12 protein-coding genes are annotated in these 14,871 nt (G+C 43.9%); 6 read left to right on the top strand and 6 right to left on the bottom strand.

Annotated elements, in window-relative coordinates; translation table 11 throughout:
* The first annotated feature begins 158 nt into the window (after positions 1-158).
* Positions 159-1,214, top strand: coding sequence for an AI-2E family transporter (locus IPJ09_07490; protein ID MBK7371270.1), 1,056 nt, complete (start codon positions 159-161; stop codon positions 1,212-1,214).
* 15 nt (positions 1,215-1,229) lie between these two features.
* Here the strand turns inward: IPJ09_07490 and IPJ09_07485 are convergent, their stop codons facing one another.
* Positions 1,230-1,967 carry a DUF1295 domain-containing protein gene (locus IPJ09_07485; GenBank protein MBK7371269.1) on the bottom strand — a complete coding sequence of 246 codons (738 nt, stop codon included), beginning with the start codon at positions 1,965-1,967 and terminating at the stop codon, positions 1,230-1,232.
* Between the two features lie 136 nt (positions 1,968-2,103).
* Here IPJ09_07485 and IPJ09_07480 point away from each other — a divergent pair, with 136 nt between their 5' ends.
* The 5 genes from IPJ09_07480 to IPJ09_07460 all read left to right on the top strand — a co-directional run bounded on the left by IPJ09_07480 (position 2,104) and on the right by IPJ09_07460 (position 9,456).
* Positions 2,104-3,429, top strand: coding sequence for a M24 family metallopeptidase (locus IPJ09_07480; protein ID MBK7371268.1), 1,326 nt, complete (start codon positions 2,104-2,106; stop codon positions 3,427-3,429).
* A gap of 158 nt (positions 3,430-3,587) precedes the next feature.
* The gene (locus IPJ09_07475) at positions 3,588-4,955 is read left to right on the top strand and encodes a Gfo/Idh/MocA family oxidoreductase (protein ID MBK7371267.1); all 1,368 of its coding nucleotides are present in this window, start codon (positions 3,588-3,590) and stop codon (positions 4,953-4,955) included.
* 33 nt (positions 4,956-4,988) lie between these two features.
* Positions 4,989-7,544, top strand: coding sequence for a c-type cytochrome (locus IPJ09_07470; protein MBK7371266.1), 2,556 nt, complete (start codon positions 4,989-4,991; stop codon positions 7,542-7,544).
* Positions 7,545-7,555: 11 nt separating this feature from the next.
* Positions 7,556-8,647, top strand: a complete 1,092-nt coding sequence (locus IPJ09_07465; GenBank protein ID MBK7371265.1) for a sugar phosphate isomerase/epimerase — start codon at positions 7,556-7,558, stop codon at positions 8,645-8,647.
* A gap of 14 nt (positions 8,648-8,661) precedes the next feature.
* Entirely contained in the window at positions 8,662-9,456 is a 795-nt protein-coding gene (locus tag IPJ09_07460; GenBank protein ID MBK7371264.1) for an SDR family oxidoreductase, read from the top strand.
* Between the two features lie 122 nt (positions 9,457-9,578).
* Here the strand turns inward: IPJ09_07460 and IPJ09_07455 are convergent, their stop codons facing one another.
* The 5 genes from IPJ09_07455 to IPJ09_07435 all read right to left on the bottom strand — a co-directional run bounded on the left by IPJ09_07455 (position 9,579) and on the right by IPJ09_07435 (position 14,864).
* Positions 9,579-10,814: a neprosin family prolyl endopeptidase gene (locus IPJ09_07455; protein ID MBK7371263.1), complete on the bottom strand. Its 1,236-nt coding sequence runs from the start codon at positions 10,812-10,814 to the stop codon at positions 9,579-9,581.
* A 156-nt stretch (positions 10,815-10,970) separates the two neighbouring features.
* Positions 10,971-11,291 (bottom strand): hypothetical protein, encoded by a 321-nt coding sequence (locus IPJ09_07450; GenBank protein MBK7371262.1) that lies wholly within the window; start codon positions 11,289-11,291, stop codon positions 10,971-10,973.
* A 22-nt stretch (positions 11,292-11,313) separates the two neighbouring features.
* Entirely contained in the window at positions 11,314-12,099 is a 786-nt protein-coding gene (locus IPJ09_07445) for a patatin-like phospholipase family protein (protein ID MBK7371261.1), read from the bottom strand.
* Positions 12,100-12,164: 65 nt separating this feature from the next.
* A complete protein-coding gene (locus IPJ09_07440; GenBank protein ID MBK7371260.1) occupies positions 12,165-13,778 on the bottom strand; it encodes a M1 family peptidase in 1,614 nt (537 codons plus the stop codon).
* Positions 13,779-13,796: 18 nt separating this feature from the next.
* Complete coding sequence (locus IPJ09_07435; GenBank protein ID MBK7371259.1) at positions 13,797-14,864, bottom strand: PorP/SprF family type IX secretion system membrane protein; 1,068 nt, start codon at positions 14,862-14,864, stop codon at positions 13,797-13,799.
* Positions 14,865-14,871: the final 7 nt, after the last annotated feature.

Raw genomic sequence — 14,871 nt, 5'->3', positions numbered from 1 at the left:
TGAAAAGTTGATTTTATAGATTAACAAAGTTAACTCACAAGAGGTCGTTTATGCTTGCGTTTACCACTATCAGCCTGTTAACCCATGAAGATCAGTTGTTTATTGCTTAAAATGTATAATCTTCACGCCTCAGATATTGGCACTATATTACATTTCGAATGAACCCAATTCCACCTCCGCTCACGTTCAATAACCAGATCAAGCAGTTAATGATTCTCATGGTGCTGCTGGTGATGATCTATCTGGTGACCAGGGAGCTGTATGTCTTTCTGCCCGGATTGTTTGGAGCGCTGACTTTATATATAATCAGCAGAGGCAGTTATTTTCAATTAATCTATCATTTTAAATGGAAAAAAGGGTGGACAGCCGGACTGTATCTTTTATTTTATCTGTTACTCGTGATCTTGCTTGTATTCATCACGTATAGTATGCTGAAACCCCAGATACAACCCTTGTTGAGCGACCCGGCCACGATGGTGAGTAAAGCAAAGATTGCAATTGAAACTATACAGGTTAAGGCTGGTTTTACCATGATATCTGAGGAGACTTTGTCCAATCTGCAGGATAAACTTAATGTCATCATTCCCTCCATGCTCAATGATACAGCCAACCTGCTGGCCAACCTGGCCTTAATGTTTTTTGTATTGTATTATATGTTAGTGCATGGCAAAGCCATAGAGTCTTATTTGAGCAATATACTGCCCTTAAAGCCTGAAAATATACATTTACTTGCTGTAGAGACCAAGCGCCTCGTCAAAGTGAGTGCTTTGGGCATACCCTTGATATCTATTATCCAGGGTGTCACTGGTGCTATCGGATACTACTTATTTGGAGTGCAGGAGTATGGTCTGTGGGGATTTCTAACGGCTATTTTTGCTTTTTTTCCCGTTGTCGGTACGATGATCATCTGGATACCTTTGGTGCTATATATGTATATGAGTGGAGACACTTTAAATGCTTTCGGGCTGGGATTGTACAGCCTGTTGATCACGGGCAATGTGGACTATCTTTTCAGAATTACTTTTCTCAATAAAGTAGGTCATGTACATCCTATCATCACCGTATTGGGTGTAATCGCAGGACTGAATTTGTTTGGATTTATAGGACTTATATTTGGGCCTTTGCTGCTGAGTTATATCATCCTGTTGTTTAGGATCTATGCCAATGAGTTTTTGATGAAAAAGCCGGACGATGTCAAAGAAAATACACCGTAAGTGGCTATATTAAATTTATACCCTTCCCTCCGTCTGCAACAGATTGGTCTGTTTTGACAAATATTTTAAAACAAGGTAAGCGACCAGGGAAATGATGATACCCACCAACCAGAAATAGTGGTTGATGCCAAAGGCAGCAGTCTTTAGATAATGGAGTGTCATATCAAATACCGCAAATACGATAAATATATTCATCAAACCATTGACCTCTCTAAGAAGCACTTTTCTTAGGCTAAAGGAATAGGCAGGTTTTTGTACAAACCGTAAAGAAGGGATAAATGCGGGTGTATGATCAGCCCAATTGGTATAGGTGCTTCCAAATTTTTTTCTCAAAAACTGTTCTTCGGCAAACATGATCCTTTCATAATATATCCAGTAGAATCCTATAAAAAAAAGAATAAACCAGGCATGTTGGGTGAGCAGGGCGGCTCCCAGCCACATAAAAAAATTGCCCAGGTACAATGGGTGCCTGACCATAGAATAAATCCCTGTAGTGTTCAGTTCGTCAGCCAACTGACCTTTTGTATTGCGCCCTGAGGTATTTTTAGGAGTATGGCCTACCGTATATATTCTGATCAGGAGGCCCAGTACACTCACTGCAAAACAGAGATAAAAATAAGCCGGAGTGATCAAGCGAACGGACTCATTTGTCGTAAATACCCAGAGTGCCAGGGCAAGGACTGCCAGGGGTATAGTCCCTCTGTATTTGAATAAAAAATTGCCCTGGCGCTCAAATTCTTCTAAAAGTGGCATGGATGTTAATGAACTGATTTCGACGCGAAGATAGGATATTGGGGGTAGTAAAATTCATCAAAAATATTTTCAACTAATTCATTATTTCCTTATCATTACTCCTGGGATGCTGTCATCTCTTTAATTGTAGATTTTGATGAAAAGACTTCAGGTATTTTTAATATTCTTTGCTGGCAATTTGAATCTAGCTGCCCAGGTCTATCCAACCATCCTTGATCAGCGCCAACGTGCCCAGGTGATCAATGAAGTGCTGGCGGATAGATTTGAACATCTTTTGCCACAGCTCATGCGGCGGGAGGGTTTTGATATGTGGATATTGATCTCCAGAGAATACAATGAAGACCCTGTGATGAAGACGATGCTGCCGGCTGAATGGATCTCTGCGCGCAGGCGTACGGTGATGGTGTTTTCTGACAATGGGGTAGAAGTGGAGCAATTGGCGATCGCCCGATATGATGTGGGGTTGCTCAAAGCATCCTGGAATCTCAATGTCTATCCTGATCAATGGGATGCATTGATCGAAACCATCACGAAACGCAATCCTAAGAAGATAGGCATCAACTATTCGCCCAATTATGCCCATGCAGATGGTCTGAGCCATTATGAATATGATCAGTTAATCACACGGATACCGGATCCATATAAATCAAGACTCCACTCCGCAGAAAAACTTGCTGTAGCCTGGCTGGAGACCCGAACTACCAAAGAAATGATCTTGTATGAGCATATAGCCAGTATCTCACACCGGATCCTTCGGGAAGGGCTCAGTGATAAAGTGATCCAGCCCGGTGTCACTACCACGGATGATGTAGTATGGTGGTATCGCCAGCGAATCACGGAGTTGGGTCTGGATACCTGGTTTCATCCGACGGTCGACATTCAGCGGCCGGATACGGGCAAGTTCGATCACCTGCGCACTTTCTCCAAGCGGCCCGATATCGAAATCATTCAACCAGGCGATCTGCTCCATGTAGATTTTGGCATCAATTATCTGAGACTGAATACCGATATGCAGGAACATGCTTATGTACTCAAGCCTGGAGAAAATGAAGTACCTGAATATCTGCAAAAGGCTTTCCAGCAAGCTCATAGGCTGCAGGATATTCTCACAGAAAATTTTAAGGCTAATTTAAGTGGAAATCAAATTCTGGCAAATGCCCTGGCCCAGGCAAAATCTGAAGGCATCACAGGAGCTATCTATACACACCCCATTGGATCCCACGGTCATGCTGCCGGCCCGACCATCGGCATGTGGGATAATCAGGGTGTGACCAAAGGTCCGGGAGATTACCCTTTGCACCCACACACTGCTTACTCCATAGAATTAAATGCTTCAGTATCCTTACCTGATTGGAATGGTAAGGTGATCAGGATGATGCTTGAACAAGATGGTTATTTTGATGGTACCGGGTTCAGATATATCGATGGACGACAAGAGGCTGTCTATGCAGTTCAGCGATAAATTCTAAAAAAAAACTAACACACTCTATTCAATTATTACCACTAATAGTTCATTAAAAGCCAAAACTTTCAGATTGCCGGGCGAAATCTATTGGTCAATGAAGGATAAATTGTAAATTGGTTATTCATAAATTTAACCTGGCAATAAAAACTTTTGACATGAAATCATTTAATATCAATAGAAGAGAATTTCTCAAAGGGGCTACAGCTACCATGGCCTATACTGCTCTTGGGCCTCTTGGTCTGGAGCTGATCAATCCGGTCAATCCACTCAAAGTCGGTCTCATCGGTACCGGGTGGTATGGCAAAAGTGACTTGTTTCGATTGATGCAGGTCGCACCGGTAGAAGTGATGGCTTTATGTGATGTAGACAAAAATATGCTGGGTGCTGCTGCTGATCTGGTGACTAAACGCTCAAAATCAGGCAAGACACCCCGACTTTATGGCGATTATAGAAAGTTATTGTCAGAGAATGAACTAGATATCGTTTTAATCGGCACACCGGATCACTGGCATGCACTGCAAATGATCGATGCAGTCAAATCCGGTGCTCACGTATATGTACAAAAACCAATCAGTGTGGATGTGATGGAGGGAGAAGCCATGGTCGCTGCGGCCCGCAAATACAACAAAGTAGTCCAGGTAGGTACCCAAAGAAAAAGCACGCCGCACCTCATCGATGTAAAAAAGAACATAGTAGATGCAGGACTTTTAGGTAAGATATCTCATGTAGAAATGTGTTGTTATCTCCATATGCGCAATGGAAGCAACCCACCCTTAGAACCTATACCTGACTTTTTGGATTATGAGATGTGGACAGGTCCTGCTCCGCTGCGACCGTATGATGGGTTGCCTCACCTCCGGTGGTGGAGGGCTTTTATGGAGTATGGCAATGGCATCACCGGCGATATGTGCGTGCATATGTTTGATACCGTGCGCTGGATGCTCAACCTGGGCTGGCCCAAGAGCATTGTATCTACCGGAGGCATCTATGTACAAAAGGATGCCAAGTCCAATATCTCTGATACCCAATCTGCGATATTTGAATACGATGGACTCAACTGTGTCTGGCAACACAGGACCTGGGGCACGCCTGCAGATCCGGATTATCCATGGTCATTTACTCTATTTGGAGAAAAAGGAACTTTAAAAGCCAGTACGATGCGGGCAGACTTTACGCCTGTCGGCGATGGAGAAAAAATACATAAAGATGTCGTCTACGAAAGAGAAAAATATCCTGAGGACCTGACGGAAGACAGGATAGAGCTCAATGCTGCTCCGGCGACACGCTTGCATATGCTTGATCTGCTCAAATCTATAGACGATCACTCCCGACCAGTAGCAGATATCCAGGAAGGTCATATCTCTACTGCAAGTTGTATCCTAGCCAATCTATCTATGAAACTCAACAGACCACTGAAGTATGATCCTAAAAAAAGGATAGTCACCGGCGACGCAGAAGCAACAGCCTTGCTTAAACGAGCCTACCGAAAACCCTGGATACATCCTGATCCATTAAAAGTCTGATCAGCGAAGCGTACAGGTTAAAAAGTCGATGAATTGAATACTAAAAAATTGTCAATTGGGATCTGGCTAGCCTATTTGTTTTTCAATATAGGGTGCCAGCAGTCTGCAGTTAAAAATACCGGTGACGAAACTACTCCTGTGCTTGCTCCGGAGGAGGAATTAAAATCATTTGCCTTAGAACAAGATTTAGAAATTCGATTGGTCGCCTCGGAGCCATTGGTACAAGATCCTGTGGTGATCCAGTTTGATGAACAAGGCAGAATCTGGGTGGTGGAGATGCGAGGTTTTATGCCGGATATCGATGGCAAAGGTGAAAAAGATCGGGTAGGAAGGATCAATATCTTACTGGACAGAGATGATGATGGGATGATGGACTCTTCGATCATCTACCTGGATAGCCTGGTTTTGCCCCGGGCTCTGGCCCTGGTAGCAGATGGAGCTTTGGTAGTTGAAAACGCAGCTTTGTGGTGGACGAGGGACCTCGATCATGATCTGCATGCAGATAGTAAAGTGTTGATCGACTCGACCTACGCAGGCAATATGTTGCCCGAACACTCTGGCAATGGATTGTGGCGCGGACTGGACAATTGGTATTACAATGCAAAGTCAAGATTGCGATATAAATTAGAGGACGGGCATTGGGTCCGGGACAGTACAGAATTTAGAGGCCAGTGGGGCATCAGCCACGACGATGAAGGCCGCCTCTATTATAATTACAATTGGTCCCAACTACATGCCGATCTGGTGCCACCAAATTATTTTTCAAGAAACAAAAATCATCTAACCACTACAGGTATAGACCATGGGCTTACCCTGGACCGACGGGTATATCCGATCCGTGAGAATATTGCAGTCAATCGAGGCTATATACCCGGTACGCTGGATGAGAACAATCGATTGTTGGAGTTCACTGCAGCCTGCTCACCACTTTATTATAGGGGAGCAGCTATGCCGGCAGCCTATTATGGAAATGTATTTGTATGTGAGCCTTCGGGCAACCTCGTCAAAAGAAATGTAATTGAAAAACATGGGTACATGGTATCAGCCCGTGACCTACATCCCGGACGGGAATTTCTGGCCTCTACCGACGAACGATTCAGGCCGGTGTATCTCTCCAATAGCCCGGATGGCGCCATGTATATCGTAGATATGTATCGTGGACTGATCCAACATGGGGCTTATGTGACCCCTTATCTAAGAGAGCAGACTGTAAAAAGGAAAATGGTTTTGCCCATACACTGTGGTCGCATCTGGAAAGTAGTTGGTAAAACCTCGCAAACCGGGCAAAAAATAGATCTATCAACTGCTTCTAATCAAGCGCTGGTACCATATCTGTCCCATCGGGAGGGGTGGTATCGGGATTTGGCACAAAGACTTTTGGTAGAAAGGAAGGCCGAAGATATTGGTGCTCAACTGTTAGATTCGATTATGCGTGGACGGAATACCATTGGCAGGATCCATGCCCTGTGGACAGCAAAAGACCTGGGCCTCTTGAAGGCAAATGATTTGATCGTGCTTTCCTCAGACACTGAGGAGGCAATCAGATCTACTGCAATAAGGTTATTGGAGCACTTTGCTGAAAATAATGGTGTGGTGAAATCTCAACTTGCAGTTGCTTTGGAGCGAAATTCAAAAAAAGCCGGAGATAAAGAATTGCTTCAGATAGCTTTAAGTGCAGGGGCAGTTGATTTTAATAGAGCAAGTACTACGTTGCTCTTTATACTTAATCGACAGGATACTTCCGCTTTAATGCGGGACGCCATTTTAAGTAGCTTGTATAAAAATGAATATTCTTTTTTAAAAAATCTACAGCAATCTCCCTGGTGGGGGCAATCAACTCCGGCCAAACAGGTCTTTCTGGAAATGTTGGCCACAGCGGTTTTGAAAAATGGTGATGGCGCTGAAATGAATAACCTCTTGACAAATCTATCATCAGCTGATGATCAACTTTGGCAATCAAAAACTATTCTCACTGCGCTCTCAATTCAAGGAAGAAGCAATGCGTTCAAGCCAATCAAATTATCAAAAGCCCCTCCTGTGCTGAATGCTGCCAATTTGCTGGATGACCAACGAATGAAGATCTTGAATCAGATGTTTGAATGGCCCGGACATATCCCTGATAAAAAAACAACGCAGTCCTCCGCCATGACCGGTGAAATAGATCAAAAACAGTTTTCATTGGGGCGGCAGTTTTTTCTGACTACCTGTGCGGGATGTCATGGCAGCGATGGCGCCGGAGTGACTCGGTTTGCGCCAACCTTGATTGGATCTGACTGGGTATTGGGTGACCCAAAAAGACTTGCCCTTTTAATCTTGCATGGTATAGAAGGACCCATAGAAGTGAATGAAAAAAAATATGATGTGCCTGATATTTTACCTGTGATGCCCGCGCACTCGGTCATGGATGATGGTCAGATTACGGCCATCATAAATTATATAAGAAATGAATGGGGCAATGCTGCCGAGCCTGTCAGCAATCGAGTGGTCGGAGGAGCCAGGCATCTCACGCAGGGTAGAGTGATGCCCTGGACAGCCATTGAGCTCAATCAACGAATTCAAAAAGATTTACAAACTAATCCACCTAAATAAATTCTGTCAAGATGAACAAAATACCAGTGCCTACTCAAAGTCCTACGACCAGAAGATCATTTATGCAAAAAACTTCGCTGGCAGCGCTGGCATTTGCTACCCCTTCGTTTCAACATTTTGCCAGGGAGATGCGCATGGGCGTGGTGGTCTATTCCTATGCAAGCCGATGGAACTCTAAGGCAGGTAGTCAAAAATATCCGGGGTTTGTGGATGCTTTGGATCTACTGACCCATTGCCATCAGGTGGGAGCAGGAGGCGTGCAGGTAGGCGTCAATAACTGGTCTGCAGATTTTGCAAAAAAAGTAAGGGACAAAAGAGAACAGCTAGGGCTCTACCTGGAAGGTTCTATTGGGTCACCAAAGGACAGCGAGGATGTGGCGCGATTTGAAAATGAGGTGGTCCAGGCCAAAGAAGCCGGCGTCTCGGTAGTGCGGACCGTGCTGACCTCCGGAAGGAGATACGAAGTATATCATTCTGCTCCCGAGTTTCAAGAAGCCAGAAAAAAAGCCCTGAATATGCTGAGGCTGGCTGAGCCTGTACTCAAAAAACATAAAATGAAACTCGCTGTAGAAAATCATAAGGATTGGAAAGCAGCAGAATTGGTAGAAAATATTAAAACGATCGACAGTGAATGGATTGGGGTGACACTGGACTTTGGCAATAATATCGCTCTGCTGGAAGATCCTATGTATGTGGTAGAGACCCTGGCACCATATATCTTCACGACCCATGTGAAAGATATGGCTGTAGATGAGTTTGAAGATGGAATTCTTTTGTCAGAAGTACCGCTGGGCGAAGGCATTTTGGATCTGACCAGGATGGTATCTGTCTGCAAACAACATAATCCCAAGGTCACGTTTAATCTCGAGATGATCACTCGAGACCCACTGCAAATACCTTGCTTAAAAGAAGACTATTGGTCTACTTTTGGTGATGGGTCAGGAAGAGCGCTTGCTGCTAATCTTCGAATGGTGAGACAGCGCAAATTCAAACCCGCACTACCAACTGTTTCCCAACTCAGTGCCGAAGATAAACTGGCCGTAGAAGAAAAAAATGTAGTGTCTAGTTTCGAATACAGCACTTCTCGTCTTGGCCTCAAATAAAAATATATAATCGTATGAACCTACATTCCAGTATCAATCTACCCGGCGTAAAATTATTTGACCTGACCGGCAGGGTCGCCATCATCACAGGAGGATCCAAAGGGTTGGGCCTGGCTATGGCAGCTGCGTTAGCTTCAGCAGGAGCTTCTATCTTATTAGTGAATCGTAATGCGGAGGAAGGGGAGGCAGCTGCCCGGGCACTCGCTGCACAATTTAATATAAAGGCTGAAGCTTTTAATACTGACATCACGCTTCCTGAACAGACAAAAAGCATGGCTGCTTATGCATTGGATCTTTTTGGTCAAATCGATATCCTCATCAATAGTGCGGGCATTAATATCAGGGGGGCCATCGATGAATTATCATATGAAGATTTTAATAAGGTGATGGAAGTCAATGTCAATGGTACCTGGCTGGCAAGCAAAGCCGTCGTGCCTACCATGAAGTCGCAAGGTTCTGGTAAAATAATCAACCTGGCCAGTACCCTTGGCCTGGTAGGACTGAGCAATCGTACACCCTATACCTCCAGCAAAGGAGCAGTGGTCCAGATGACCAGAGCCCTTGCTTTAGAACTTGCACCGTTCAATATCAATGTCAATGCCATTTGTCCGGGGCCTTTCCTCACAGATATGAACCTCCCGATCGCAGATACCGATGATGGCAAAAAATTTGTGGTTGGTGCTACTGCTCTTGGTCGGTGGGCCAGACTCGAAGAGATTCAAGGTGCTGCCCTCTTATTGGCGAGTGATGCCGGAAGTTATATGGTAGGGTCGATGCTTACTGTAGATGGGGGTTGGACTGCAAGATAAACCGGGGGGCTTTTTTAAGCTGCTTCTTGTTTGATTTAAGAGGTTAAAATTAAAAAAGCCTGATTGAACGGATCTCCAATCAGGCTTGTGTTAAGTATTAGTTTTTATAAATAATATCCTTATTAACCTCCGCCAGGTCCGCCCACCCAACAATGGCTGTTCCATGAACCTCCATCATTAAAGTGTGCTTCGATACCGTATTCACCCGGATTGCTTTCCCATGGACTGCCATTATATCGTGACATGGACCCATTGACCCCAGATTGGTATCTTAGATTTTGCATGTAGGCAGATTTTTTCCACCCCTGGTCGGGCCAATGACCGCTACCCATATCGGTCCAGCTGGATATCGAGTCGTTGCCTGAATCGACAATCTCACCATAAAAAGCTACTTTATCTGCTTTGTTGCGAAGCCCCGTAGCATTAAATAAAGAAGCAGGATAATATCCGATCCATCGTCCATTGCAACAGAACCACCAATTACCTTTATACAATTGATATTTGATTTGCATGATATACTGGGCACCACCCCGTACACTATTAGGGCTGGAGGTTGCTTCCGGATATACTACATTAGAATACTGTATCCAGCCGTCTACATCCCTGTTATAACCGCCTTTATTGTCTCCAGATTTCGTGTAGCCATTCGTTGTGTAGAATACAAATAGGTGAGGTACCCAGTCACCATAGAGATCACGGTATTCCTGCCATCCGGCTTCAATGGTTTGTTTGGAAGATCCCGTGCCCCGGGCCAGTGCTACCTGGAGTAAAGAGAACTCGTCGGATCTATGGACATAAGGATCAAAAGCAGACAAATTGCCATCTGCGCCGTAACAGGTCACTAATTGTGAAGAATAACCATATTCATGTGCAGTACCATCAGCAGGGACATGGATACTGTCACGATCATTGATATACATTTCATAGGTTTTATGACCATGCTTGCTTAGATGCTCATTGAGGGTCTTGAGTGATCCGATTTTGCTGAGGTCGCGTCTGACTATTGGCACAGTACCTTCAGGTCCAAGCTCAGCACCTTTATATTCTAATTCAAATTCGACGGCTTTTACTTTTTGCCTTCCTGAGCCGAGATCCAATGTAAATGATTCAGATGGAGGCGTAGCAAGTTTTTGGCCTTTGGGTAGCTGTGATTCTATAGGGACCCAATCCAGGATCTGACCACTCGGAGTTTTAGTCGTTTTGACTATTTCAAGCTTGGTCCGACGGCTTCTAAAATACTCCAGGATTTCTGCCTTGTTTTTCTTTGTATCCACCGTAATGCGGCCGGATTTGCGCAAGGTGCGACGCAGGTTTTCTTTTTTTTCGTCATTTTCAGGTGACTTTTTGAGTGTACTCATAATTTTTTGGGTTTAGTGTTAAAATGATACGATGGCATGAATGAATCAATGACTGCATTCATCAGCCTACATACTATAATGTTACCACCACAAAATATGTTACCCCTGGAGTATGATTTTAATTTTTTTTTATAGGGAAGATTTTATTCGCCTTCCTTAATCTAACGGTGTAAACTCTGAAAACATATTATTGATTTCCGGTACTGCATTGGTGGGTAAAAAAGTGCATACGGCTCCAAATTCACTCCACATAGCCAAGACCTCCGGATGGCTGTGAGCAGCCTGGATAGCTTCCGGAGAAAGCCATTCGAAGACTTCCAGGACTGTGCCGTCAGCAGATTGCATGATGATAGGCTCGCGACTGGTGACCAGATCGAGTTTTAAGAGCCTTTGATGATGGGTTAGTACCAGTTGGTGCAGTGCTGCCTGCTTACCGTCCAGCGGTTTATAGACGGCTATAGTGATTCTTGGATTCATAATTAAAGTTATCAGAAAATGGTTATTCAACAAAATGCTGGTGGCGCTGGATCATATCAAGGATAATGGGCATCTGGAGCATGGCTCCTTCATAACCTGCCTTGTACAGTTGCTCGGCCTGGCTAAAATTAAACCGGCTATAGAGATGAATTTCTGTGGGTTCGATGATGATGTCGCAAAGGTCCATCTCAGGTTTGACATTGTTGTATACGGAGAGGTCAAATACTCGGGACATGATCTCCTTCCAGCTGCTTAGATATTTGTCAGACAAGGGGTGATGATTGATCAGGTTGACTCCTAGGATGATATCACATTTACCGATTAGGCACCGTACAGGCATATTCATACCGATACCACCATCCAGGTATTGGCTATCACCGATTTGTATTGGACGGAACAGTAAGGGTACAGAACTGGAGGCACATACGATATCAAATAAATTTCCTTTGCTTTTTATTTCTACCTGGCCGGTATTCAGATTCATGACAGGGACATAGAGTGGCTTGGATAATGCCTCAAAGGAATCGTCTTTGAGGAGCTTTTCTAATAATTGTTTTAAATAACTCATATCACCCAGCCCTTTGTCCGGCCAGTTTAATCCAAATATCCTCAGAAAATTAGTGTTGCGAATCGAGGAGAGCATATCCTTCGCTGGAATTCCGGCTGCAAACAAGGCACCAATGATCGCGCCGGCACTGGTGCCTGCGATCATATCGATCTGAATGTCATGATCCATCAAAGCTTGAAGTACTCCTATATGGGCAATGCCTTTTGCACCCCCTCCACTCAATGATATTCCTGTTTTCATTTTGATTTATTTAGTGGATCATTACTTCTATGAGAACACTGGATGTTAAAAATTATTATATGATTTTATTTTATTGGTGAGATTGTATGTGAGTGCAGCAGTTTTGTATCAGGGTCGACCAGCAAATCTATTGGTTTTTCATTGGCATCAAAACTAAAGGTAGTCATGGAAGTATTGATAGGAAGTGTATGCCTGATGTTTTCTTTTTTATTCATGACCAGGGATAAATCCAAAGGAAAAGAATATGGATCTTTCTGGGTCTGGAGGATGGTGCCGGTGACAAGTTTGGCAGCAGGGTCAAACTTCCAGGTGATGGTCAGAATAGGATGTCCTGCAGTGTACAGCCACTGTTTAAAAAATTGATGGAGATTTTGACCGGACACTGATTCGAAAACCTCTTGAAGATCTTCCGTACCTGCAGTATGACCTGCATAGCGTACATAATATTGTCGGATAGCTTGATGAAAAATCGAATCGCCCAATTCCATGCGTAGCATATGAAGTACCCAGCCACCTTTTTGATAGGTATTGGGATTGAGCAGCTTCATATAATCCCTGGTGGTAGTATCTATGACAGGTGTGTTTTTTTTCCTGGAGTAATCGACGATAAGATTTCTGCTTTTCGAAAGCAGCTCGATCATTTTTTCTTTGCCGTATTTTTCTTCTTCATACAGCATGGCAAAATAGGTAGCAAACCCTTCGCTAAGCCACAGATGCCCAAAGCTTTTTTCAGTCGCCATATTGCCAAACCACTGGTGTGCGATCTCATGCGCGATCATGTTTTCATTGCTGCGATCACCCTTGATGCTTTTTTCGGAATAAAAAATCGTGTTGGCATTTTCCAGGCCGCCGAACCTGGTTTTAGACTCTACATTGGCTAGTTTTTTATACGCATAAGGTCCAATATATTGTATGTAGAATGGGAGGATCTCTTTGGCCAAAGCATAGTCATAAAAACCTTTTTCCTTGTCTTCGGGGTATACCCAACTGTAAATAGGTATACAGTCATGCACGTAACCCGCAAGATTCACGGCAAAGTCTGCCACTCCAATGACCATGACCTTAGTAGATAATGGAACCTCCTCCTTCCAAACAGTCAATTTTGAATTAGAAGGAAGGTTTGTTTCTTCCATCCGGATGCCATTGGCCACCACCTGGTAATGGTCGGGGGCAATGATCTTAAATTCAAGTGAAGCTTTATCTGATGGATCATCATGACAGACCAACCAATGATGCCCTCTATCCGGCCAATTATCGGCAAAAAATGTACGATGACCATATTTGTTTTTAGAGATGATGAGGCCGTCCTTTGGGACTCCTTTGTATTGGATATGCACCCGTACAGTATCATTTTTAGATAATGGTCTATGGATCAAAATCCGATCATTTTGATGCAGGTAATCAAGGGGTGATTCTGTTCCATTTTCATCTAGGCTGATCCAGGTAAGCTGGGTGATTTGCATGCCCAGGCCGGTGTCACCCTGGAGTGAGCCTAAGTCTAATTTAATCGCATCGGTGGATTCATCCGTTGTGAGCAGGATAGTTGCATCAGTTAGGATAGTATCATTTTGATCGTTGAGTTCTATTTGAAAGCCATAGTGTAAGACATCCGGATAGATGGCATGTTTTGGCGTATGGTTAGCAAAGAAAAAAGACAAAAAGTATAGCAGGTACTCCATGGTCTTTGAAGGTAAAGTTTAAAATCGAGGACAGAAAAAACTAGCATTGTCATAATTGCCAATAAGGGCAATCGAAAGCTCGAATACACTTTGTTGAAAGTAGGATGGGGCAAAACGCCTTAGATTGGCGTCATAACTCAGACCCAGGTTGACGCTGCCAAGTCCAAATGCAATATGAGGTACAAAAGATTCTAGAGCGACACTCTTGACTCCTTTGACCAATCGGAGGTAGCCACCAGCATAAAGGCTGTTATTGCCGTCCTGGTTGAGCGGTAGCTTGATCAGTGCGCCTGTATTTAGTTGAAAATGAGGTCCCTGATTTAATATCCATATTCTGGGCATAAATACCATCTGGTCTCCGGACATAGGCATAGCTCCGGTAGCATGGAATGATAACAAGCCATATAACGGTTGTTTGATGGGCTCAATGCCCAGAGGAGGGGATAAATTGAAAAAAGAAAAATCCGGGCTCGTGATATGATGCATACTGATGCCCAGGGTAAGTCCTTTGGATTCTGACGCACTCCAGGAATAATTTAATCCCAGCGAGAGCTCGGTGCTGCTAATATTGTTTTCCGGCAGGACTTCACGGCTATTATTGGAATACCCGGAGCCTTCTACATACTGATCTCCAAAAGTCAGATTTTCATAATTGACTCCTCGCTGGAGAATACCGAGTTTGGTTCCAAAACTGAGAAATTGATTTTTGCCCGTTCTTTTGTGATAAGCCACATACATGGCGAGTTCGTTGGTGTTAAAATCAAACCCCGGAGATTTGTCCGACAAAAAACTGAGGCCAATGCCCATGAGATCATTTCTAAAGCCTTTAAGCGGAGGAATAAAATTCATGTCACCGGAAAAAGCCACAGTTTTATAATCGCTACCCTCGATTTTATTCCATTGGTCTCTGTAATTAAGATTTATCCGGTAGCTACCATTGATTAGTCCGGCCTGAGCGGGATTGAGCAGCAGTGGGGCACTGATGTATTGTGAAAAATGTGGGTCCTGAGCAAGGGATAATTGAGTCCATGATATCAATGCGACCATCAACAATGCTTTGCCAAATCCAGTACTACCGTTTTTCATCAAAATC

This window comes from Saprospiraceae bacterium (assembly GCA_016709995.1).
In the GTDB taxonomy this organism is placed as follows: domain Bacteria; phylum Bacteroidota; class Bacteroidia; order Chitinophagales; family Saprospiraceae; genus JADJLQ01.
This window is presented reverse-complemented; position numbering and strand designations above follow the sequence as displayed.

Bases quoted from the DNA above. Each gene is read 5' to 3' on its own strand.
- IPJ09_07475 (MBK7371267.1), top strand. From the start codon at position 3,588: ATGAAATCATTTAATATCAATAGAAGAGAATTTCTCAAAGGGGCTACA.
- IPJ09_07490 (MBK7371270.1), top strand. From the start codon at position 159: ATGAACCCAATTCCACCTCCGCTCACGTTCAATAACCAGATCAAGCAG.
- IPJ09_07455 (MBK7371263.1), bottom strand. From the start codon at position 10,814: ATGAGTACACTCAAAAAGTCACCTGAAAATGACGAAAAAAAAGAAAAC.
- IPJ09_07435 (MBK7371259.1), bottom strand. From the start codon at position 14,864: ATGAAAAACGGTAGTACTGGATTTGGCAAAGCATTGTTGATGGTCGCA.
- IPJ09_07440 (MBK7371260.1), bottom strand. From the start codon at position 13,778: ATGGAGTACCTGCTATACTTTTTGTCTTTTTTCTTTGCTAACCATACG.
- IPJ09_07450 (MBK7371262.1), bottom strand. From the start codon at position 11,291: ATGAATCCAAGAATCACTATAGCCGTCTATAAACCGCTGGACGGTAAG.
- IPJ09_07460 (MBK7371264.1), top strand. From the start codon at position 8,662: ATGAACCTACATTCCAGTATCAATCTACCCGGCGTAAAATTATTTGAC.
- IPJ09_07485 (MBK7371269.1), bottom strand. From the start codon at position 1,967: ATGCCACTTTTAGAAGAATTTGAGCGCCAGGGCAATTTTTTATTCAAA.
- IPJ09_07480 (MBK7371268.1), top strand. From the start codon at position 2,104: ATGAAAAGACTTCAGGTATTTTTAATATTCTTTGCTGGCAATTTGAAT.
- IPJ09_07445 (MBK7371261.1), bottom strand. From the start codon at position 12,099: ATGAAAACAGGAATATCATTGAGTGGAGGGGGTGCAAAAGGCATTGCC.
- IPJ09_07465 (MBK7371265.1), top strand. From the start codon at position 7,556: ATGAACAAAATACCAGTGCCTACTCAAAGTCCTACGACCAGAAGATCA.